The organism is Luteimonas sp. A534 (genome assembly GCF_054072805.1).
The window spans coordinates 252,713-272,910 of record NZ_JBSVRR010000003.1 but is presented as its reverse complement, the minus strand read 5'-3'; the positions used below and the strand labels follow the sequence as shown (position 1 = coordinate 272,910).

The 20,198-nt window shown below is 69.4% G+C and carries 19 protein-coding genes; 15 read left to right on the top strand and 4 right to left on the bottom strand.

Going from position 1 to position 20,198, the window contains the following annotated elements:
* Positions 1–2: 2 nt before the first annotated feature.
* The 9 genes from ACW5F0_RS09460 (at position 3) to rffA (ending at position 8,091) form a co-directional block, all read left to right on the top strand.
* Positions 3–929, top strand: a complete 927-nt coding sequence (locus ACW5F0_RS09460; RefSeq protein ID WP_456963687.1) for an MlaD family protein — start codon at positions 3–5, stop codon at positions 927–929.
* Entirely contained in the window at positions 926–1,570 is a 645-nt protein-coding gene (locus ACW5F0_RS09455; RefSeq protein ID WP_456963686.1) for an ABC-type transport auxiliary lipoprotein family protein, read from the top strand. Before ACW5F0_RS09460 ends, ACW5F0_RS09455 begins: the two co-directional genes overlap by 4 nt.
* 96 nt (positions 1,571–1,666) lie before the next feature.
* The gene (locus tag ACW5F0_RS09450) at positions 1,667–3,328 is read left to right on the top strand and encodes a 4Fe-4S dicluster domain-containing protein (protein WP_456963685.1); all 1,662 of its coding nucleotides are present in this window, start codon (positions 1,667–1,669) and stop codon (positions 3,326–3,328) included.
* A 19-nt stretch (positions 3,329–3,347) separates the two neighbouring features.
* The gene (locus ACW5F0_RS09445) at positions 3,348–4,046 is read left to right on the top strand and encodes a WbqC family protein (RefSeq protein WP_456963684.1); all 699 of its coding nucleotides are present in this window, start codon (positions 3,348–3,350) and stop codon (positions 4,044–4,046) included.
* Positions 4,047–4,071: 25 nt separating this feature from the next.
* Positions 4,072–5,061 carry a glycosyltransferase family 2 protein gene (locus tag ACW5F0_RS09440; RefSeq protein WP_456963683.1) on the top strand — a complete coding sequence of 330 codons (990 nt, stop codon included), beginning with the start codon at positions 4,072–4,074 and terminating at the stop codon, positions 5,059–5,061.
* Entirely contained in the window at positions 5,051–5,683 is a 633-nt protein-coding gene (locus ACW5F0_RS09435; protein WP_456963682.1) for a class I SAM-dependent methyltransferase, read from the top strand. Before ACW5F0_RS09440 ends, ACW5F0_RS09435 begins: the two co-directional genes overlap by 11 nt.
* 31 nt (positions 5,684–5,714) lie before the next feature.
* Positions 5,715–6,089, top strand: a complete 375-nt coding sequence (locus ACW5F0_RS09430) for a hypothetical protein (RefSeq protein ID WP_456963681.1) — start codon at positions 5,715–5,717, stop codon at positions 6,087–6,089.
* Positions 6,086–6,961 carry a class I SAM-dependent methyltransferase gene (locus ACW5F0_RS09425; RefSeq protein WP_456999621.1) on the top strand — a complete coding sequence of 292 codons (876 nt, stop codon included), beginning with the start codon at positions 6,086–6,088 and terminating at the stop codon, positions 6,959–6,961. The genes ACW5F0_RS09430 and ACW5F0_RS09425 overlap by 4 nt, the downstream gene beginning before the upstream one ends.
* Positions 6,958–8,091 carry a dTDP-4-amino-4,6-dideoxygalactose transaminase gene (gene rffA / locus ACW5F0_RS09420; protein WP_456963679.1) on the top strand — a complete coding sequence of 378 codons (1,134 nt, stop codon included), beginning with the start codon at positions 6,958–6,960 and terminating at the stop codon, positions 8,089–8,091. Before ACW5F0_RS09425 ends, rffA begins: the two co-directional genes overlap by 4 nt.
* Here rffA and ACW5F0_RS09415 read toward each other — a convergent pair.
* Complete coding sequence (locus tag ACW5F0_RS09415; protein WP_456999620.1) at positions 8,088–9,596, bottom strand: hypothetical protein; 1,509 nt, start codon at positions 9,594–9,596, stop codon at positions 8,088–8,090. The genes rffA and ACW5F0_RS09415 overlap by 4 nt on opposite strands.
* Positions 9,597–9,778: 182 nt before the next feature.
* Between ACW5F0_RS09415 and ACW5F0_RS09410 the strand changes: the two genes are divergently transcribed.
* Genes ACW5F0_RS09410 through ACW5F0_RS09390 form a run of 5 tightly spaced genes read left to right on the top strand, consistent with a single transcriptional unit; the run spans position 9,779 to position 14,446 of the window.
* Positions 9,779–10,531, top strand: a complete 753-nt coding sequence (locus ACW5F0_RS09410) for an electron transfer flavoprotein subunit beta/FixA family protein (protein WP_456963677.1) — start codon at positions 9,779–9,781, stop codon at positions 10,529–10,531.
* Positions 10,531–11,469: an electron transfer flavoprotein subunit alpha/FixB family protein gene (locus ACW5F0_RS09405; RefSeq protein ID WP_456999619.1), complete on the top strand. Its 939-nt coding sequence runs from the start codon at positions 10,531–10,533 to the stop codon at positions 11,467–11,469. The genes ACW5F0_RS09410 and ACW5F0_RS09405 overlap by 1 nt, the downstream gene beginning before the upstream one ends.
* Positions 11,466–12,632 (top strand): glycosyltransferase, encoded by a 1,167-nt coding sequence (locus ACW5F0_RS09400; RefSeq protein WP_456999618.1) that lies wholly within the window; start codon positions 11,466–11,468, stop codon positions 12,630–12,632. Before ACW5F0_RS09405 ends, ACW5F0_RS09400 begins: the two co-directional genes overlap by 4 nt.
* A gap of 45 nt (positions 12,633–12,677) precedes the next feature.
* Positions 12,678–13,475 (top strand): class I SAM-dependent methyltransferase, encoded by a 798-nt coding sequence (locus ACW5F0_RS09395; protein ID WP_456963674.1) that lies wholly within the window; start codon positions 12,678–12,680, stop codon positions 13,473–13,475.
* Positions 13,472–14,446 carry a lysylphosphatidylglycerol synthase domain-containing protein gene (locus tag ACW5F0_RS09390; RefSeq protein ID WP_456963673.1) on the top strand — a complete coding sequence of 325 codons (975 nt, stop codon included), beginning with the start codon at positions 13,472–13,474 and terminating at the stop codon, positions 14,444–14,446. The genes ACW5F0_RS09395 and ACW5F0_RS09390 overlap by 4 nt, the downstream gene beginning before the upstream one ends.
* 10 nt (positions 14,447–14,456) lie before the next feature.
* On the opposite strand, the gene ACW5F0_RS09385 is transcribed toward ACW5F0_RS09390, so the two are convergent.
* The 3 genes from ACW5F0_RS09385 to ACW5F0_RS09375 all read right to left on the bottom strand — a co-directional run bounded on the left by ACW5F0_RS09385 (position 14,457) and on the right by ACW5F0_RS09375 (position 18,376).
* Positions 14,457–16,871 carry an FG-GAP-like repeat-containing protein gene (locus ACW5F0_RS09385; protein WP_456999617.1) on the bottom strand — a complete coding sequence of 805 codons (2,415 nt, stop codon included), beginning with the start codon at positions 16,869–16,871 and terminating at the stop codon, positions 14,457–14,459.
* 141 nt (positions 16,872–17,012) lie between these two features.
* On the bottom strand, positions 17,013–17,645 hold the full coding sequence (locus ACW5F0_RS09380) for a CoA transferase subunit B (RefSeq protein WP_456963671.1): 633 nt from the start codon (positions 17,643–17,645) through the stop codon (positions 17,013–17,015).
* Positions 17,645–18,376 carry a CoA transferase subunit A gene (locus ACW5F0_RS09375; RefSeq protein WP_456999616.1) on the bottom strand — a complete coding sequence of 244 codons (732 nt, stop codon included), beginning with the start codon at positions 18,374–18,376 and terminating at the stop codon, positions 17,645–17,647. Before ACW5F0_RS09375 ends, ACW5F0_RS09380 begins: the two co-directional genes overlap by 1 nt.
* A 141-nt stretch (positions 18,377–18,517) precedes the next feature.
* Here ACW5F0_RS09375 and ACW5F0_RS09370 point away from each other — a divergent pair, with 141 nt between their 5' ends.
* Positions 18,518–20,167: a DUF2142 domain-containing protein gene (locus ACW5F0_RS09370; RefSeq protein ID WP_456963669.1), complete on the top strand. Its 1,650-nt coding sequence runs from the start codon at positions 18,518–18,520 to the stop codon at positions 20,165–20,167.
* Positions 20,168–20,198 lie beyond the last annotated feature (31 nt).

The window sequence follows — 20,198 nt, the reverse complement described above, 5'->3', positions numbered from 1 at the left end:
CAATGGAAACCAAGGCCAATTACGTCCTCATCGGTGCCTTCACCCTGCTCGTGGCGGTGGCCATGCTGCTGTTCGGCCTGTGGGCGGCGAAGTATTCCAGCGACCGCAACTGGCAGATCTACCACGTGGTCTTCGACGAGCCGGTGACCGGCCTGACCGAAGGCGGCACGGTGCAGTACAACGGCATCGCGGTCGGCACCATCGATTCGCTTGCGCTCGCGCCGCAGGATCCACGGCGCGTGGTGGCCCGGATCCGCGTGCTGGCCGATGTGCCGGTGAAGGTGGACACCCGCGCCAAGCTGTCGATGGCCGGCCTCACCGGCTCGCCCTTCATCCAGCTCACCGGCGGCAGCCCCGACGCGCCGCGGTTGGCCGCGCGCGACAGCGATGCGATCCCGGTGATCCTCACCGAAGCCTCCGCGCTGCAGAACATCGCCGACACCGCCAATCGCCTGGTGGCGCGGCTGGACGAGGTGCTCAGCGACGAGAACGTCCAGCGCATCGCCAACACGCTCGAGCACATCGAAGGCATGACCGGCGCCGTGGCCGGGCAGCGCGAAGACCTCGCCGTGTTCATCACCAATGCGCGCGTGGCCAGCGAGAAGCTGATCGAGACGGTGGAGACATCCAACCGCGCCATGGAAGGCATCGACCGCGAACTGGTGCAGAAGCTGCCCGGCATGGTGGAGCGCCTGGAGTCCACGCTGGCGCGGATCGACTCCGCCGCCGGCAGCGCCGACGCGATCCTTGGCGAGAACCGCAACGCCATCAACAGCTTCGCCAACGACGGCCTGGCGCAGCTGGGCCCGACGCTTGCCGAACTGCGTTCGCTGGTGCGCGACCTGCGCCGCATCAGCGACCGTTTCGATTCCAACCCCGCGCGTTACCTGCTCGGCCGCGACGCACCCAAGGAGTTCGAACCCGAATGAAGCCGATCAACCTCTTCGGGCGCGGTGCGCTGGCCGCCGCCGTGCTGGCCCTGGGCGCCTGCTCGCTGCTTGGCGGTGCAGGCGAACGCGAGCGCGGCACGATCTATTCGCCCAGCCCGCAGGTGCAGGCCGATCCCGCCTGGCCGCGCGTGGACTGGCAGCTCTCGGTGAATCCGCCAACCGCGGGGCGCACCGTGGACACGTTCCGCATCGCCGTGCGTCCGGTCCCGGGCGAGCTCCAGGTCTACGGCGGCGCAACCTGGGCGCGCTCGCCCTCGGACATGGTCGAAGAGGTGGTGCTGCGCACGCTCGAGGACTCCGGCCACGTCCCCGGCGTGGCCCGCCGCGGCAGCGGCATCGCGCCCGACTACCGGCTGCTGCTGGACCTGCGCCGCTTCGAGGCCGATTACGCCGGGAGCGCCGTTCCCTCCGCGACCATCGAACTGCACGCCAAGCTGCTGCACGCGCGCGAGCAGGGCATCGTCGCGGCGCGCACCTTCCTGATCGCCGAACCGGCGGCCGCCACCGACGTGGGCAGCGTCGCCGTGGCCTACGAGCGCGCGCTGGAATCGCTGGGACGGGACGTGGCCGCCTGGACCCTCACCGCGGGCGACGCGCACGCGCGCAGCACGATCGACTGACGCGGTGCCGCCGCATCGCGGCGCGCGGTACGGCCGCGGTTTGCCGCGCGCGTGCACAGCCGCGACAATCGCCGCATCGCCACACGGGCCGCCAGCATGAACCAGCAAGCCGATCCCAGCACCACCGTCGAGGTTCCCCAGCCCGCGCGCGACGTCATGGAGTACGACGTCGTCACCGTCGGCGCCGGCCCCGCGGGCCTGGCGTTCGCGATCCGGCTCAAGCAGATCAATCCGGACATCTCGGTCTGCGTGATCGAGAAGTCGAGCACCATCGGCGCGCACATCCTGTCGGGTGCGGTGATCGAACCGGGTCCGCTGGATGCGCTGCTCCCCGGCTGGCGCGACAACCCGCCACCGGTCTGCGTGGCCGCGACCGAAGACGAACTCTGGTACCTGACGAAGGATGGCGGCCGCAAATTCCCGATCGTGCCGCCGGGCATGCGCAACCACGGCAACTTCATCGTCAGCCTCGGCGCGATGTGCGCCTGGCTGGCGCCGCAGGCGGAAGCCCTGGGCGTGGAGATCTATCCGGGCTTCGCCGCCGCGCAGACCCTGCACGCCGAAGACGGCCGCGTCACCGGCGTGCGCATCGGCGACATGGGCATCGCCCGCGACGGCTCCGAGAAGCCGGGCTACACCGCCGGCATCGACATCCACGCCAAGGTCACCGTGCTTGCCGAGGGCGCGCGCGGGCACCTCACCAAGCGGCTGGTGAAGCGCTTCAAGCTGGACGCCGACAGCGACCCGCAGGCCTATTCGATCGGCATCAAGGAGCTGTGGCAGCTGCCCGCCGGACGCGCCACGCCCGGAAAGATCGTGCACTCACTTGGCTGGCCGGCCGACAACAACACCTACGGTGGCAGCTTCCTGTACCACCTGGAAAACGACCAGGTGGCGCTGGGCTACGTCAGCGGCCTCGATTACAGCGACCCGGACTTCAAGCCCTGGGAGGCCTTCCAGCAGTGGAAGAACCATCCGACGGTGAAGCCGCTGCTCGAGGGCGGGAACATCCTCTCCGCCGGTGCGCGTGCCATCGTGACCGGCGGCTGGCAGTCGCTGCCGAAGGTGGAGATGCCGGGTGCGCTCCTGATCGGCGACACCGCCGGACTGCTCAACGTGCCCAAGATCAAGGGCACGCACCAGGCGATCCGCTCCGGCATGCTCGCCGCCGAACACCTGGCCGCGGGCGACCTCGTGCCCGAAGGGTTCGATGCGAAGCTGCGCGACTCCGACGCCATGCGCGAGCTGCGCGCGGTGCGCAACATCAAGCCGGGCTTCAAGAAGGGGCTGTGGTTCGGGCTGCTCAATGGCGCCTGGGAAACCGCGGTCGGCGGGCACTCGCCGTGGACGCTCAAGGTCACCCCGGACTGGTCGTCACTCGACAAGCTGGGCACGCGCACGCAGCCCGAGCGCGACTGGGGACAGCGCGAGCTGGCACCGCGCGACCGTCTGGCCGGCGTCTACTTTGCCGCCACCGAGCACGACGAAGACCAGCCCGTGCACCTGCTGGTGCACGACACCGAGGTCTGCGTCACCCGCTGCGCCGAGGAATACGGCAATCCCTGCACCCGCTTCTGCCCCGCCGGCGTGTATGAAATCGTCGACGATCCCGATGGCCCCGCGGGCACCGGCAAGCGGCTGCAGATCAACGCCGCCAACTGCGTGCACTGCAAGACCTGCGACATCAAGGATCCTTACGAGATCATCACCTGGGTCACGCCGGAGGGTGGTTCGGGTCCGAACTACCAGAACCTCTGAACACTGCCGCGGAGGACACATGCGCGTCGGCATGATCCAGTCGAACTACATCCCGTGGCGCGGATATTTCGACTTCATCGACGACTGCGACCTGTTCGTTTTCTATGACGACGTGCAGTACACGCACAAGGGCTGGCGCAACCGCAACCGGATCAAGACCGCCAACGGTCCGGCGTGGCTGTCAGTGCCGGTGCTGCACGACCGCGATACCACCATCGAAGCGGCACGCATCGCCTACGACAGCCGCTGGATCGACAAGCACGTGCGCAGCCTCGAACTGGCCTATGCGAAAGCGCCCCACTTCGAGCAGCTTTCCGGCGGCTTCTTCGACATCCTGCGCAGCCGCCCGGGAACGATTTCCGAGCTCAATGTCCGCGCCTGCCAGTGGGCGATGGCGGCGCTGGGCATCACGACCCGCACGATGATGTCGCGCGAGGTCGGCGTCACCGGCGACAGGTCGACGCGGCCGCTGGACATGCTGCGCGAGCTCGGCGCCACCGACTACCTGACCGGCCCGACGGCGCTGGACTACACGCCCGCCGACGCCTTCCGCGATGCCGGCATCGGGCTCGAGGCCAAGTCCTACGAATATGTAGACTATCCGCAGCTGCACGGCGCCTTCCTGGGCGAAGTGACCATCCTCGACCTGCTGTTCAACCTCGGCGGCGACGCGCGCCCGGCGCTGAAGAGCACCGCGCCCAACCGGCGCATCGCCTGATCGTGGACACACCGGGGATATCGCCGTGAACGCCCAACCGACAACCTTTCCGGACCAGGCCCGCGCCGCCGCTTCGTCGCCGCGGCTGTCGGTCGTGGCCACCCTGTACCAGTCGGCCGCCTATATCGACGAGTTCCTGGCCCGCGCCGCCGCCGCCGCGCGTGCGGTCGCGGGTGACGATTACGAGATCGTGCTCGTCAACGATGGCTCGCCGGATGACAGCCTGGCGCGCGCGGTGGCCTGGTGCGAACGCGAGCCGCGGCTGACCGTGGTCGACCTGTCGCGCAACTTCGGCCACCACAAGGCGATGATGACCGGCATGGCGCATGCGCGCGGCGAGCGGGTGTTCCTGATCGACAGCGACCTCGAGGAAGATCCCGAATGGCTCCAGGCCTTCGCGAAGCAGTACGACCGCGACGGCTGCGACGTGGTCTACGGCGTGCAGCGTTCGCGCAAGGGCGGTTTCCTCGAGCGCGCCAGCGGGCGGCTGTTCTACCGCTACTTCCACGCCCTTACCGGCATCGACCTGCCCGAAAACGTGGTGACCGCGCGACTGATGTCGCGCGCCTACGTGCAGGCGCTGGTCAGCCACGACGAACGCGAGCTCGACATCGGCGGCCTGCAGGTGATCACCGGCTTCGACCAGCGCCCGCAGGTCGTCGACAAGCACGCCACCAGCGCCACCACCTACACCCTCGCGCGCAAGGTCTCGCTGCTGGTGAACTCGGTGACGTCGTTCAGCAGCAAGCCGCTGGTGGCGATCTTCTACACCGGGCTTGCGATCTCGCTGGGCGCCGCGGCCAACATCGCCTATCTGCTGCTGCTGAAGCTGTTCGTCGCCGCGCCGCTCAGCGGCTGGACCTCGGTGATGGCTTCGATCTGGCTTCTTGGCGGACTCATGATCCTGTTCCTCGGCATCATCGGCATCTACCTGTCGAAGATGTTCTTGGAGATCAAACGGCGGCCCTATACCATCGTACGTCGCATCCACGGAGCGCAGGGCGATGGCCGCTGACCTTGACACCATCCATGCCGACCTGGCGAGCTTCCACAGCGAGAAGCTCGCCGAACACGGCGTCAACCCCAGGGGTGCCGGCTGGAACGGCGAGCCGGCCCAGGCGACCCGCTTCGAACAGTTGGCGAAGATCATCCGCCACGACACCGGGTTTTCGCTCAACGACCTCGGTTGCGGCTATGGCGCGCTGCTCGACTACCTGCGTCCGCGCCACGGCGCGTTCGACTACGCCGGCTACGACGTCTCCGACGCCATGATCGAGGCGGCAGGCGCGCGCCACGCCAGCGACGACCGCGCGCGCTTCGTGCTGTCCAGTGAACTGCAGCCGGCGGACTACAGCATCGCCAGCGGCATCTTCAGCCTGCGCGTCGGCCGCAGCGACGAGGAATGGCTGGCCTATGTCGAATCGGTCCTCGACGGCCTGGATCGCAACAGCCGCCACGGCTTCGCGTTCAACTCGCTGACGATCTATTCCGACGCCGACAAGATGCGCGACGAGCTCTTCTACGCCGACCCCTGCGTGCTGTTCGATCTCTGCAAGCGCCGCTACTCGCGCAACGTGGCGCTGCTGCACGACTACGAGCTGTACGACTTCACCATCCTGGTGAGGAAGTCGCCGTGACCCGTGCACCGCGGCCGGACTGAGGCCAGCGATGACCAGGGGCATGGCCTGGGTCTGCGTGCTGTTGACGATCGCGATGACCGTCTACGGCCAGTTCGTGATCAAGTGGCAGGTCAATCTGGCCGGCCCGCTGCCGGACGGCACCGCCGCCCGCGCCTGCTTCGTGTTCCGGCTGCTGCTCAACCCCTGGGTGATCAGCGCGTTCGTCGCGGCCTTTGGCGCTTCGCTGACCTGGATCCTGGCGATGACGCGGCTGCCGCTCAGCGAAGCCTATCCGCTGACCGCACTGGTGTTCGCGTGCGTGGTGTTCGGTGGCGCGCTGGTATTTTCCGAGCCGCTCAGCACCGGTCGCGTGGTCGGGGTGGGATTGATCATGGCCGGACTGGTGGTCGGGAGCCGCTGGTGATCCTGTGTCCGGCCTGCGGCGCCGGACACGCGGACGCCGACTTCAACTGCCCCCACTGCGCTTACCGGCCGACGGTGCAGGACGGCGTACCGCTGCTCGCCCCCGCGCTGGCCGCCGAGGTCGAAGGCTTCGATGACCGTGCGATCGCGAGCCTTGCCGCGAGCGAAGCGGGGCACTTCTGGTTCGAGGCCCGCAACCGGCTCATCGTCGATCGCTTCCGCGCCGTGTTTGCCGGGGCCCGGGACTATCTCGAGGTGGGCGCCGGCACCGGGTTCGTACTGTCCGCGATCGCCAAGGCGTTCCCGGCGATGGCACTCACGGCAAGCGAGGTGCTGGCCTCGGGCCTCGCCCACGCGGTGCCCCGGGTGCCACGCGCGCGCATGCTGCAGCTCGACGCGCGCGCGCTGCCGTTCGAGGCCGCGTTCGACGTCATCGGAGCCTTCGACGTGCTCGAACACATCGAAGAGGACGAAGCGGTGCTGGCGCGGTTCCATCGCGCCCTGCGCCCCGGTGGCGGCGTGATCCTCACCGTGCCGCAGCACCGGTGGCTGTGGAGCGCCGAGGACGACGTCGGCGGGCACGTCCGCCGCTACCGCCGCGGCGAGCTGGAAGCCAAGCTGCGTGCCGGCGGCTTCCGGATCATCGACAGCACCTCGTTCACCAGTCTCCTGCTGCCGGCGATGTGGCTCTCGCGTCGCCTCGCCGGCGCGGATGCCGCCGGCGACAACCAGGCCGAGCTGGCGCCGCCGCGCCTCCTCGGCCGCGCCCTGGGCGCGGTGATGGCGCTGGAGCGCCGCGCCATCGCACTGGGCCTGCGGTTCCCCGTCGGTGGCAGCCGGCTCGTGCTCGCGCGCAGGCAGGAGGCGCGATGATCCCGTTCAACCAGCCCTGGATGACCGGCGCCGAGATCGACAACATCCGCCAGGCGCATCTCAACATGCACCTGTCCGGCGACGGCCCCTTCACCCGGCGCTGCCACGACGTGCTGCGTGCGATGACCGGCAGTCCCTGTGCCCTCCTCACCCACTCGTGCACCGCGGCGCTGGAGATGGCGGCGATACTGTCGGACTTCGGCGAGGGTGACGAGGTCATCCTGCCCTCCTACACCTTCGTGTCCACCGCCAATGCCTTCGTGCTCCGCGGCGGCATACCGGTGTTCGTCGACGTCCGCCCGGACACGCTCAACATCGACGAACGGCTGATCGAAGCGGCGATCACCCCGCGCACCCGCGCGATCTGCGTGGTGCACTACGCCGGCGTGCCCTGCGAGATGGACGTCATCCAGGACATCGCACGGCGCCATGGCCTGGTGGTGATCGAGGACGCGGCGCAGGCCATCATGTCGCGCTACCGCGGCCGGCCGGCCGGCAATCTCGGCGATCTCGGCGCGCTCAGCTTCCACGAGACCAAGAACGTGATCTGCGGCGAAGGCGGTGCGCTGCTGGTCAATGATCCCGCGCTGATCGAGCGTGCCGAGATCGTGCGCGAGAAAGGCACCGATCGCAGCCGCTTCTTCCGCGGCCAGGTCGACAAGTACACCTGGGTGTCGCGGGGGTCGTCCTACCTGCCGGGCGAGCTCACCGCCGCGTTCCTTGCGGCCCAGCTCGACGAGGCCGAAACGCTCACCCGGCGCCGACTCGCGATCTGGAACACCTACCACGCCTGGGCGGAGCCGCACGCGCGCGCCGGGCGCATCCGCCGACCGCACGTGCCCGAGGGTTGCGAGCACAACGGACACATGTATTGGCTGCTGCTGCCCTCGCTCGCGGCGCGCACGGCGATGATCGATGCGCTGCGCGAGGACGGGGTCAACGCGGTGTTCCACTACGTGCCGCTGCATTCCTCGCCCGCGGGCCGCCGCTTCGGCCGCAGCCACGGGGAACTGCCGGTGACCGATACCGCCGGTGATGGATTGTTGCGCCTGCCCCTGTGGATCGGGCTGGAAGGACACCTGCCGCGCGTGCTCGAGGCCGCGGACCGCGCGCTGCTCGCCCTGGACTAGTCCCCGGGCGGCGGTGGTGGTGGCAGCGGACCGGCCGCGGCCGCGAGTTCCGGGTGGCGTATGGCGAAGCGCGGCGAGAACACGCCCAGCTGGTGTCGCCAGAGCATGTCCAGGGCCCGCAGGCGCAGGTCCGGTCCAAGCCCGCAGACCGTGAGCTGGTCGACGCAGTCCCTGTCCGGTGCGGGATTGCGCGCGACTTCCCCGTACTGCGTGGCCATCACCAGGAAATAGTTGTGGATGCCGGTCAGCTGCGACCACGAGTGCAGCGACAGCGGCACCTGCACCAGCAGCAGCGCGGTCGCGGCCAGGATCGCGACGGGCTGCAACCGCGGTGCGCGCGGACGGTCGGTCAGGCGCGCCGCCACCATCATCAGCAGCGCCAGCACGCCCATCTGGTACAGGCTGACGTAGCGTCCCTGGTCGAAGTACGCCGCGCCCCGGACGAACACGCGCCCGTACAGCACGCCGGCGATGTAGCCGTAGAACAGCAGCATCAGGCAGATCGCGACGAAGCTCGCGGCACGCGGGCGGTCGCGCAGCGCGCGCCACCAGAACCAGCCGTGCGCGACCAGCAACAGCAGGCCGAGCACCACCTGCGCTGCCTGCCACTGGTCGCCGAAGGCCCACCTCAAGGCATTGCGCCAGGCGACGCCGGATGCGATCGGGCTGATCGCCCAGCGCCAGGCTTCGAGTCCCTGTCCCGCCAGGCCCGCAACGCGTTCGCCGAACGACGCGTCGAACACCGCCAGCGTCTCGCCGCGGATTTCGCCGAAGGCCGCATAGACGATCCGCGACGCGACCAGCGCCGCGACCACCACCGCGACCAGCGCGAAGGCGCGGCGCAGCTGTCCGAGTTTCCAGCCCGCGAACACCAGGGCCATCGACAGCGCCAGCCCGGTGATCGTGGCCGACGTGTCCGCACAGAACGCATAGAGCGCGATCCAGGCGACGAACGGCCAGCGGCGCCCGCCCTGCAGCGCCGTCCATGCGCCCGCGAACGCGAGGAAGGCCAGCAGGTAGTCGAGGAAGCCCAGGGCCACCATCGAGTAGAGCCAGGTGTAGAAGGCATTGAGCGACAGCTGCACCGCGGCCATCGCCGCGAGCACCAGGTACAGGGCGGGCGGCCGCGCAGAGGCCGGCGCATCCGACAGCGCCGCGCGGCACAGCACCCCCCAGCCGAGGAAGGCGAACACCGCACCGGCGATCGACTCGTACACGAAGTCGAGATCGAACCACCAGGCATTGAGCAGCATCATCAACTTGTAGTGCGGCAGCCCATGGTCGAACCCGGTGCGCTTGACCAGGAAATCGCCGATATCGCCGCCGCCATCGATCACGTGGCGCAGGAACGTGTCCACGAAGATCCAGTTGTCGGCCATGATCATCGGGTTGGCCACCGTGCGCGCGAACGCGAGCACGTTGGCGGTCGCCAGCGCGACCAGCGCCCACATCAGCCAGCGGGGCCAGGCCGGGGAACGCACGGGAACATCCGGGGATGGGGTCATGGAGGACGGTGACAGGGGCCATGGGCAGCGGCCCCGGCCCCGCGAGGGGCCTGGGCCGCGCGCCAACCTTAACAGCGTTCCCTCGCCGCGGGCGCGGCGTTCCCGCGGCCCGGCTCGCATGGGGAGCCCGCGCCAGCTAAAATCGGGGGTTTCCGCCCTACCCCCAAGGACGCACCGCAACGATGAAGATCCTCGTCGGCTACAAGCGAGTGGTGGACTACAACGTCCGCATCCAGGTCAAGCCGGACGGCTCCGGCGTGGTCACCGATGGCGTCAAGCTCTCGGCCAATCCCTTCGATGAGATCGCGCTGGAAGAGGCCCTTCGCCTGCGCGACAAGGGCATCGCCACCGAAGTCATCGTCGCCACCATCGCCCCCGCCGACGCCCAGGCGCACCTGCGCAACGGCCTGGCCATGGGCGCGAACCGCGCCATCCACGTGGTCACGGAGGCAGGCCAGGAGGTGCAGCCGCTGGCCGCGGCGCGCGCGCTGCTGAAGCTGGTGGAGAAGGAGTCGCCCGACCTGGTCATCCTGGGCAAGCAGGCGATCGACGACGACGCCAACCAGACCGGCCAGATGCTGGCCACGATCTGGGGCCGCCCGCAGGCGACCTTCGCCAGCAGGCTCGAGGTCGCCGACGGCAAGGCCACCGTCACCCGCGAAGTCGACGCCGGCCTGGAAACGCTCGAAGTCGACCTGCCGGCCGTGGTCACCACCGACCTGCGCCTCAACGAGCCGCGCTTCATCAAGCTGCCCGACATCATGAAGGCCAAATCCAAGCCGATGGAATCCATTGCCTGGGCCGACCTCGGCGTCGAAGCCGGTGCCGGCCTCAAGACCACGCACCATGCCGCGCCGGCAAAGCGCAGCAAGGGCGTGATGGTGAAGGACGCGGCCGAGCTCGTTGCCGCACTCAAGGACAAGGGGCTGCTCTGATGGCCAAGGTACTGATCGTCGCCGAACACCTGGACGGCAAGCTCAACGGCTCCACCGCCAAGTGCGTCACCGCCGCGCAGGCGCTGTCGCCGGAAGCCATCGATGTGGTGGTGCTCGCGGCCGACCCCGCCGCCGTGGCCGCCGAAGCCGCGCAGATCGCCGGCGTCTCCCGCGTGCTCACCGTGGCCAATGACGCCAACGCCAACCCGATCGCGCAGGTGCTGGCGCCGCAGGTGGCGAAGCTCGCGGAAGGCTACAGCCACGTGTTCGGCCCCAGCTCCACCTTCGGCAAGGACCTGATGCCGTGCGTGGCCGCGCTGCTCGACGCGCCGCAGGTCTCGGACCTGATGTCGGTCGAGGGCGAGCACACGTTCAAGCGCCCGATCTACGCCGGCAACGCCATCGTCACCGTCGAGGCACCGGCGGGCCAGACCGTGGTCGCCACCGTGCGCACCGCGTCGTGGAAGGAAGCCGGCAAGGGCGGCAGCGCCGCGGTTGAAGCCGCCAGCGTCGAAGCCGACGTGCCGGCCCACACCCGCTACATCGGCCTGGCCGCAGGCAGCTCCGACCGCCCCGACCTGCAGGGCGCGAAGCGCGTGGTCTCCGGCGGACGCGGCGTGGGGTCGAAGGAGAACTTCGACGTCATCTACAAGTTTGCCGACAAGCTCGGCGCCGCCGTGGGCGCCTCGCGTGCCGCGGTCGACGCCGGCTACTGCCCCAACGAGATGCAGGTCGGCCAGACCGGCAAGATCATCGCGCCGGAGCTCTACGTCGCGATCGGCATCAGCGGCGCGATCCAGCACCTGACCGGCATCAAGGATGCGGGCACCATCGTTGCCATCAACAAGGACGCGGATGCCGCGATCTTCGAGATCGCCGACATCGGCCTGGTGGGCGACCTGTTCCAGGTGCTGCAGGAGCTGGAAACCGCGCTTTGAGCGAATCCCCGCACGCGGCGCCCGGCATCCGCCGGGTGGTGCTCTGGGGGACGTGCGATACGGGCAAGCCGCGCGTGCGCATCCTGATCGAAGGGCTGCGCGCGCAGGGTGTCGAAGTGATCGAGGTCCGCGCCAATCCGTGGCGCGGGATCGAGGACAAGAGCCAGGTCAAGGGCATCGGCCGCTGGCTCGGATTGCTGGCGAGCGTGCTGCTTGCCTATCCGAAGCTCGCCTGGGGCTATATGCGAGCGCCAGCCCACGACTGGGTCCTGCTCGGGTACCCGGCAATGCCGGACATCTTCGTCATCCGCCTGCTGGCCTGGCTGCGCGGTACGCCCATCGCCATGGACTGGTTCCTGTCGGCCTACGACACCATCGTGTTGGACCGACGGCTGGTGACGCCCAGGCATCCGCTGGCATGGCTGGTCCATGCCATCGAATGGCTGGCGGTAAGACTCGCGGATGCGCCGTTCATGGACACCGCGACGCACGCACGACGCATGGAGCGGCTGTTCGGGCTGGCGCAGGGGCGTTGCGGCCATGTCTGGGTGGGCGTGGAACAGGGATTCCTGGGCAAGGCGGATACCACCCCCGCGCCGGCCCCACAAGCCGACGCGCCCACCCGCGTCCTCTTCTACGGGCAGTTCATCCCGCTCCACGGCATTCCCACGATCATCGAGGCCGCGCGGATCCTGCGCGACGAGCCCGTGCAGTGGCGAATCGTCGGCCGCGGGCAGGAATCCGGCCACATCCGCGCCATGCTTGAAGAGCAGCCGCTGGAACGGTTGGAGTGGGACGACTGGATTCCCTATGCAGAACTGGTGACTGCGATCGACGCCGCGGATATTTGCCTGGGCATCTTCGGCTCGTCGGACAAGGCGGCCAGCGTGATCCCCAACAAGGTCTTCCAGATCCTTGCCGCCGGCAGGCCGCTCATCAGCCGCGACTCACTGGCGATCCGGGAACTTCCCGTGGCGCATCTCGACGACGTCCGGCTGATCCCGCCCCACGACGCAGCAGCGCTCGCGGCCGCGGTCGCGGACTGGCATGCGATGCCTCCAGCGGCCGACCCGGCCCGTGCCGCCATCGCGGGTGCGACGCACCCGCCGGCGATCGGCGCGCAACTCCTCGCGCTGCTACGGGCCGGGCCTGCCAGCAAGTAGACTGGCGTCGCCCCCCTCCACGGCGCACAGCGATTTGGAAATGCAATGAAGACATACGGAAACCTTGGCCCGGCGGCTCCCGAAGCGGGTTGGGTCCCCGCCCCGCGCTACCTGCTCCGCCGTGCACGTATCCTGCGGCAGCTGGCGGGAATCGCGCCCTGCGAAACGCTGGAGATCGGCTGCGGTGCCGCGGTGCTTCTGCACGAGCTGACCGCGCGCGGATTCCGCTGCACCGCGCTCGAGAGCTCGCCCGAGGCGCGCGCGCTGGCACAACGCCTGGCCGCCGATGCCGGCATCGACATCCCGATCGTGGACGCTCCCGAATCGGACTGGGAAGGGCGGTTCCCGCTGCTGATGGCCTTCGAGGTGCTGGAACACATCGAGCACGACCGGCAGGCATTGGACGTCTGGCGTTCCTGGATGCCGGCCGGCGGCACGCTGCTGCTGTCGGTCCCCGCGCACATGGCCAAGTGGAATCCGTCGGACGTCTGGGCGGGCCATTTCCGGAGATACGAGCGCGACGCGCTTGCGGCACTCCTGCGCGATGCCGGCTTCGAACCGGAGGTCATCGAATGCTACGGGTTCCCATTGGCCACCGTGTCCGAAAAGCTCACCGCCGGGCGCTATGCGCGCGCCGTGAATCCGGGCGACGACGACACGGTCGAGGGCAAGCAGGCCAACTCGCACCGGAGCGGCATCGAGCGCGGGCACGTGATGAAGTGGTTCCCGCTGATCAACAACCCGCTGGGGAAGACCGCCATCGCCATGGCTGAGCTCGCGCAGCGACCGTTCCTCTCCACCGAACTCGGCAACGGCTACCTGGTGCTGGCCAAGGCGCGATGAAGCGGGCAGTACGCTGGTTGGGGTTCGCCGTGGCGATCCTGGCCGGGGCCTACTTCCTCCGCCACGCCGTGGCGGCGTTCGGTTCGGTGCGCGCTTCCGAGCTGTCGCCGGCGCGCATGGCGGCCGCGTTCGCGGTGATGCTGCCCGCCTACCTGCTGGCGGTGCCGCTCGCCGCCCTGATGTGGCGGCGCCTGCTGCGCGCGGTCGATGTCGCGTTCACGCCGGCGTGGGCCTACGGCATCGTCGCCTTCACGCAGTTCGGAAAATATCTTCCGGGAAACGTGGCCCACCACGTCGGGCGAGTGGTCGTTGCACGCCCCGTGGGCGGCGACCTTCCCCGCCTGTCGCTTTCGGTGGTGTACGAAAACCTGCTCAATGCCCTGGCGGCGGCGCATCTCACCGTGGTCCTGCTGGTCCTGCGGCCGGTCCCCGCGCTCGAGCAGTGGCTGCCCACCGCGTGGCGCCCGTGGCTGTTTCTTGCCGCAACCGTGGGCGCAGCCGCCGGCCTGGTGTTGTTGCGGCATCTGGTCTCCTGGGTACAGCGGCTTCGCGGCGCTCCCGCGGTGCCAGGCAGGGGCATCACGCCGGATGCCGGCACCCTGCTCGCCTGCTACTGCATTGCCCTGTGCAGCTTCCTCGTCGTCGGCCTCGGCTTCACGACGATGGCGCCGGTGATCGCGCCTGGCGTCGGCTTCCCGTACCTCGCGCTGTGCGGTGCATTCGCGGCCGCGTGGGTGATCGGCCTGCTGGTCCCCGGTGCCCCCGCGGGGCTCGGCGTCCGCGAGGGCGTGCTGTTCGCGCTGGTGGGTGACGTCATGCCGGCCGCCGATGCGGTCGTGATGATCGCGCTGCTGCGGGCGGTCACCACGTTGGGCGACCTCATCCATTTCGCCGCAGGCGGCGCATTGCTGCGCCGCCTGCGTGCCCGTTCCACTTCCCCCGAAGCCGCGTCACCCGGCGGCGCCGGATAACGCGCTGGCATCAGGGCACGATGTCCCAGGCCCGGTCCGCGACCGTGGCCAGGGACAGCGTGTTGTTCGGGTTCGCCGACAGCCAGATGGTGTTCTCGCCGGTGATCTTGCGCCACACCAGGTCGGCCCTGCCATCACCATTGAAGTCACCGCTGCCTTCGACCTTCCAGGCGCCGGCGACGTTGGGCATGGCCTGCTGCGTGGCCGAGTTCGCGTTCAGCCACAGCGCGTTGCGGCCGGCGGTCATATGCCTGAAGAACACGTCGGCCCGACCGTCGCCATTGAAGTCGTCGACCGCGACGACCTGCCAGTTGCCATCCGCGACCGTGGACATCGGGATCGTCGAGTTGCCGTTGCCGCTGCGCCAGACCACGTTGCGGCCACCCAGCGCATGGCGCCAGACAATGTCGTCCACACCGTCGCCGTCGACGTCACCCACGCCGGCGACCCGCCAACGGAGATCGGGAAGATCGATGATGGCCTGCTGCGTGGCGGAATTGCCCGCAAGCCAGATGGCATTGCGGCCATTCGCTGCGTCGCGCCACAGCAGGTCGGCCCGGCCGTCGCCGTTGAAGTCACCAACGCCCACCACTTGCCAGGAGCGGCTGGTCACCGTGGTCACGCTGATGGTGGAGTTGCCGTTGCCTCCACGCCAGATGGTGTTGCGGCCGCTGGCGTCGTGGCGCCAGACGATGTCGGTCAGGCCATCGGCGTCGAAGTCCCCGGCGCCAACCACGCGCCAGCTCCTGTCCGTCACCGCCAGGATCGATTGCTGCGTCGCCGAGTTGCCACCCAGCCAGATCGAGTTGCTGCCGTTGCTGGACTTGCGCCAGAGGAGGTCGGAGACGCCGTCGCCGTTGAAGTCCGAACGCGCGTTTCCATCGGACGTACCGGCCCGGAAGGCTGCGATCAGCGGTGCCGTCTGGCGCAGGCTGCGCGCGTTGTCGGCCTCGTTGGCGATGCCGCAGGCGCGACCGCCGCAGTAGGTCGACTGCGGGTTGGAAAAGATGCGATAGGCGGTCTGCCCGGTGTCGCCATAAGCCATCACCGTGTAGAAGTTGCCGTTCGCCGCGCTGGTCTTGTAGCCGAAGGAGTACGGATAGCGCCCGTAGCCGAGCTGGCCGTTGTCGTCCGTCGCCGATTCCCTGTCGTGCTGTGAACCCATGTTGTGCCCGAGCTCGTGCACCAGGGTCTCGTCCCGGCAGTAATGGCTGTTGTCCGGGGACTGCATGCCATTGGAGTCGCTGATCACCGAGTAGCCGAACTTCTCGTAGGGCTGCGTGATCGGGGCCTGGTCGCCACCGACCAGCCACGCGATGCCGCAACCTTCGTGGTCGGCGTCGCGGAAGCGTCGCACCAGCGCCACCAGGTCTGCGCCGTAGGTCTCGCGCGCATTGCGCAGCGGCTGCAGCGAGGCCGGGACCGTCACGTTCGACTGGCCGTTGCTGCCGGTGAGCTGCTCCAGCGCGGTCTTGTTGCTGCCGGTATCGGGATGGCTGACCTGCAGCGTGCCCACCAGGCGCAGGTTCACCGCGACATTGCTGTTGACGAAGGTCTGGTTGCCCACGGTAATGATGTGGTTGAGGCGGGTCTGCGCCTGCGACGCCCCGCCCATCATGGAGACGAAGCCCGCGGTGTAGCCCAGCAGCACGTCGATCGTGGTGCCTCCGGTGGCCGCCCGTGCCGGCGCACCCTCCGCGCGCACCCCGTGCGTTGCCGCGGAGGCCGTGGCCGCTGACACCAGCGCCGCCGCCGAAATGCCGTCGTCGTCGTCATCGGTGAGCTGCGGAATACGGAAGTCCGGCCCGGTGAGTCCGGCATCGATGCGCTGCTGCAGCGGCGACCGCACGCTGCGGTCCGTCGTTGCCATCCAGGTCTGGCCGGCCTGCGTGGTCAGGCGGAGGGTATCGCCCTCGCCATAGGGCACCACCCCGAACACGGCCTGCTCGCCGAACGTCAGGATGCCTTCCACGCCGTGCTCGTCGCGGCCGATCCAGCTCCAGTCGCCGCTGCGGTGCTCGACGTGGCGCTCGTACTTCAGTGCCACCCGGCGGTCGTCGGGACCGGTCAGCAACAGGGTGCCCGTGCCGATCGCTTCCAGCGCATGCGCCTCGCTCACCCGCACCGGGTAGAAGGTGTGCGCGCCGCGCTGCGTGGGCACGCGCACGCGGTCGTAGCCGACCAGGTCGCCGCGGTTGGGGTGGGCAGCGATCGCATCTGCGGTGCGGACCGCCGCCAGGTGCGACTGGAGACTGCCGGACTGCCGGCTGGCGGCGCCCCGCCGGGCATCGACGACGCCACCGGCTGCCGCAGCCGCGGCGGCATTGGCCGGGTGGGCCGCAGTGGTCGAGGATTCGGGAGCGCACGCGGCCAGCAAGGCGGTCGCCAGGGCCGTGGCTAACAAGGGGGTCGGACGTCGCGTCATGGGTCGGATCCGGGCTACAGGGCCCTCAAGAGTACCCGTGCCGGGGCTTCGATGCAGTGCTCCGTCCCGCCGGGCGGCGGCCGGGTTCGTCTGTCACGGGACGGGCGCCCGGGTCCCCGCCGCAGGCCGCAGCCGGCCCGTTCAGCCGATCGTGATGGGGACGCCCGTGCGTTCGCGCAGCAGCGCCTCGTCCACGCCCTCGGCGGTTTCCACGAGCACCAGCCCACCGGGCGTCACGTCGAACACCGCCAGGTCGGTGATGATCCTGCTGACCACGCCCACCCCCGTCAGCGGCAGCGTGCACTCGGGCAGGATCTTCGGCTCGCCGCCCTTGGTGCAATGCTCCATCAGCACGACCACGCGCTTCACGCCGGCGACCAGGTCCATCGCACCGCCCATGCCCTTGACCATCTTGCCCGGCACCATCCAGTTCGCGAGGTCGCCCTTGTCGGTGACTTCCATGGCGCCAAGGATGGCCAGGTCGATGTGGCCGCCGCGGATCATCGCGAAGGAATCGTGGCTGCCGAAGTAGCTGGCGCCAGCGCGCGCGGTCACGGTCTGCTTGCCAGCGTTGATCAGGTCGGCGTCGAGTTCGTCCTCGGTCGGGAAGGGGCCGATGCCCAGCAGGCCGTTCTCCGACTGCAGCCACACGTCCACGCCCTCGGGGATGTGGTTGGCCACCATCGTCGGCAGGCCGATGCCGAGGTTGACGTACATGCCATCGGCAAGCTCACGCGCGGCGCGCTGTGCCATCTGGTCGCGGGTCCAGGCCATTACTTGCCTCCTTCGCGCACGGTGCGCTGCTCGATGCGCTTCTCGGGCGAAGCGTTGACCACGATGCGGTCGACGTAGATGCCGGGCAGATGGACCTGGTCGGGTTCGAGGTCGCCCACCTCCACCAGTTCCTCGACCTCGACGACGCACACATTGCCGGCCATGGCGCAGGCCGGGTTGAAGTTGCGCGCGGTCTTGCGGAAGACCAGGTTGCCGGCCTTGTCCGCCTTCCACGCCTTGACCAGCGCCACGTCGGCGACCAGCGCGGTCTCCATGACGTAATGCTTGCCGTCGAATTCGCGGGTTTCCTTGCCTTCCGCCACCACCGTGCCGTAGCCGGTGGCGGTGAAGAAGGCCGGGATCCCGGCGCCGCCGGCGCGCAGGCGCTCGGCCAGGGTGCCCTGCGGATTGAACTCGAGCTCGAGCTCGCCGCCCAGGAACTGGCGCTCGAACTCCTTGTTCTCGCCCACGTAGGACGAAATCATCTTGCGGATCTGCCGGGTCTCCAGCAGCTGGCCGAGTCCGAAGCCGTCGACGCCGGCGTTGTTGGAAATCACGGTAAGCCCCGACACCCCCGAGTCGCGCAGGGCCGCGATCAGGGCCTCGGGGATGCCGCACAGGCCGAACCCGCCGACCGCGAGCGTCTGCCCGTCGGCGACGATGTCCGCCAGGGCGGCGACCGCGTCGGGCCGGACCTTTCCGGCGGAATGCTGGGAACTGGCTGCAACCATGGTGGATCCTCGGGGTGACCGGACACCACATTCTAGCCACGCCCGGGACGGTGCCCCATCGCCCCTTCGGACAATGCCGCGGTTCGACTTGATCCTGGCTTCCCGGCATCCTTGCCGCTCCGTTTCCGAGTCACCACCCTGATGAACCCGATCCGCGACACGTCCGGCGGACGCTGGCCCGCCTGGTGGGTGGCCCTGCCCGCGCTGTTCATCCTGATGCAGGCCTGGGTCCTGCTGCAGGCCACGCCGCCGGGGATCCCACCCGATGAGCTGGCGCACCTCTCTTACGTGCGGGACGCCGCCCAGGCGGGCCTGCCCGATTACGCGGAGGGCCGCATCCGCGATTCGTCGCAGGCCAACTACCTGACGCACCCGCCGCTGTACTACACCGCCCTTGGCGCAGTGGCGGCGATGGCCGGCCTCGACCCCTTTACCGACCTTGTGCCCCTGCGCGCGGTCAGCGCCGTGTTCGCGGCGTGCGCGTTCGCGCTGTGGCTGCTGCTCGGCCGCGAACTGGGCCTGGGCCGCGGCGCGCCCTGGCTGCTGGCGCTGGCCACGGCGGCGGTACCGATGTACGGGTTCCTGGCCGGCAGCGTGAACAACGACACCCTGGCGGCCGTGGGTCCGCCGCTGTTCCTGCTCGGGGCTGCGCGCGAGTTCGTGTCGGGGCGCCCCGGCCGGGGTGCGCACGTGGCAATGGCCGCGGGACTGGTAGTCACCATGCTCACGAAGGCGACGGTGGCCGCGTTCCTCGTGATGTTCGTCGCCGCCAGCCTGGCGCCGTTCTGGCGGCAGTTGCCCGCGCTGCTCCGCCGCCACGCCGCTTGCGTGGCGTGGCTGGGCCTGGCGGGCGCGGTGTGCGTGGCCTGGTACGCCTACGCCTGGTTCGTGCACGGCACGTTCCTGCCGGCCCCGGGCACCCTGTACACGGATGCCGTGCCCCCGGCGGACCCGATGGTTCCGGCGCGCTTCGCGCAGCGCTACGCGCAGATCATGTTCGACCGCCTGCCCCTGGTGATGTCGCACGCGCCGTTCAAGCCGTTCACGCCCGCCGGCGAGCACGTGCTCCAGCTGATGTTCGTGCTGCCCCTCCTGGCCTGGCTTGTGGCCCGTCCACGCGCGGCGCGGCGTGGCGTGGCACCGGCGGTGGCGCGCGCCACCGATGCATTCGGCCTCGCAATCATCGGGATGGCCGCCGTGCACTGGTACACGACCTACATCGGGTACCGGGCCACCGGTCTCCTGGCCGGTCTGCAGCCGCGCTACTTCCTGTTCCTGCTGCCGGGGCTGTGGATGCCCGCCTTCCTGCTGGAGACCCGGCGCCGGCCGCGACGGCTGCTCGCTGTTGCATTCACCGTGTCGGCCATCGTCGCCTTCTGGGCGTCGGTGCCGCGCCTCCTGGTGGACCAGGTCGGGGCAGTCGCCGAGGCCGCGGCGGCGGCAGCCGCGGCACCGGCACCGCCTCCTGCGGACAGGCTGCGGGGCAGTCTCGACGAGGCCGGGATCACCGGCGACCGCGCGCGCCTGCGCGGCTGGGCCTTCGACACGCGCTGCATGTGCGACGTCGACGCGCTGGTGGTGATGGCCGGGGGCGAAGCGCTGGGACGCTTCGCGACCGGAATGGCGCGACCCGACGTGGCTGCCGCCCTGGGCAGCGACAACGCCGGTACCTCGGGCTTCGAGATCGAAGTGCCGGATGTGCCCGCCGGCACCTCCACCTGCCAGCTCTCGCTGGTGGTGGAAGCCGCCGGCGGCGGCGATCTCATCCTGTCGCCGGCCGGTTGCGAGTGATCAGCTACCATATCGGCCCCTTTGGAACCGG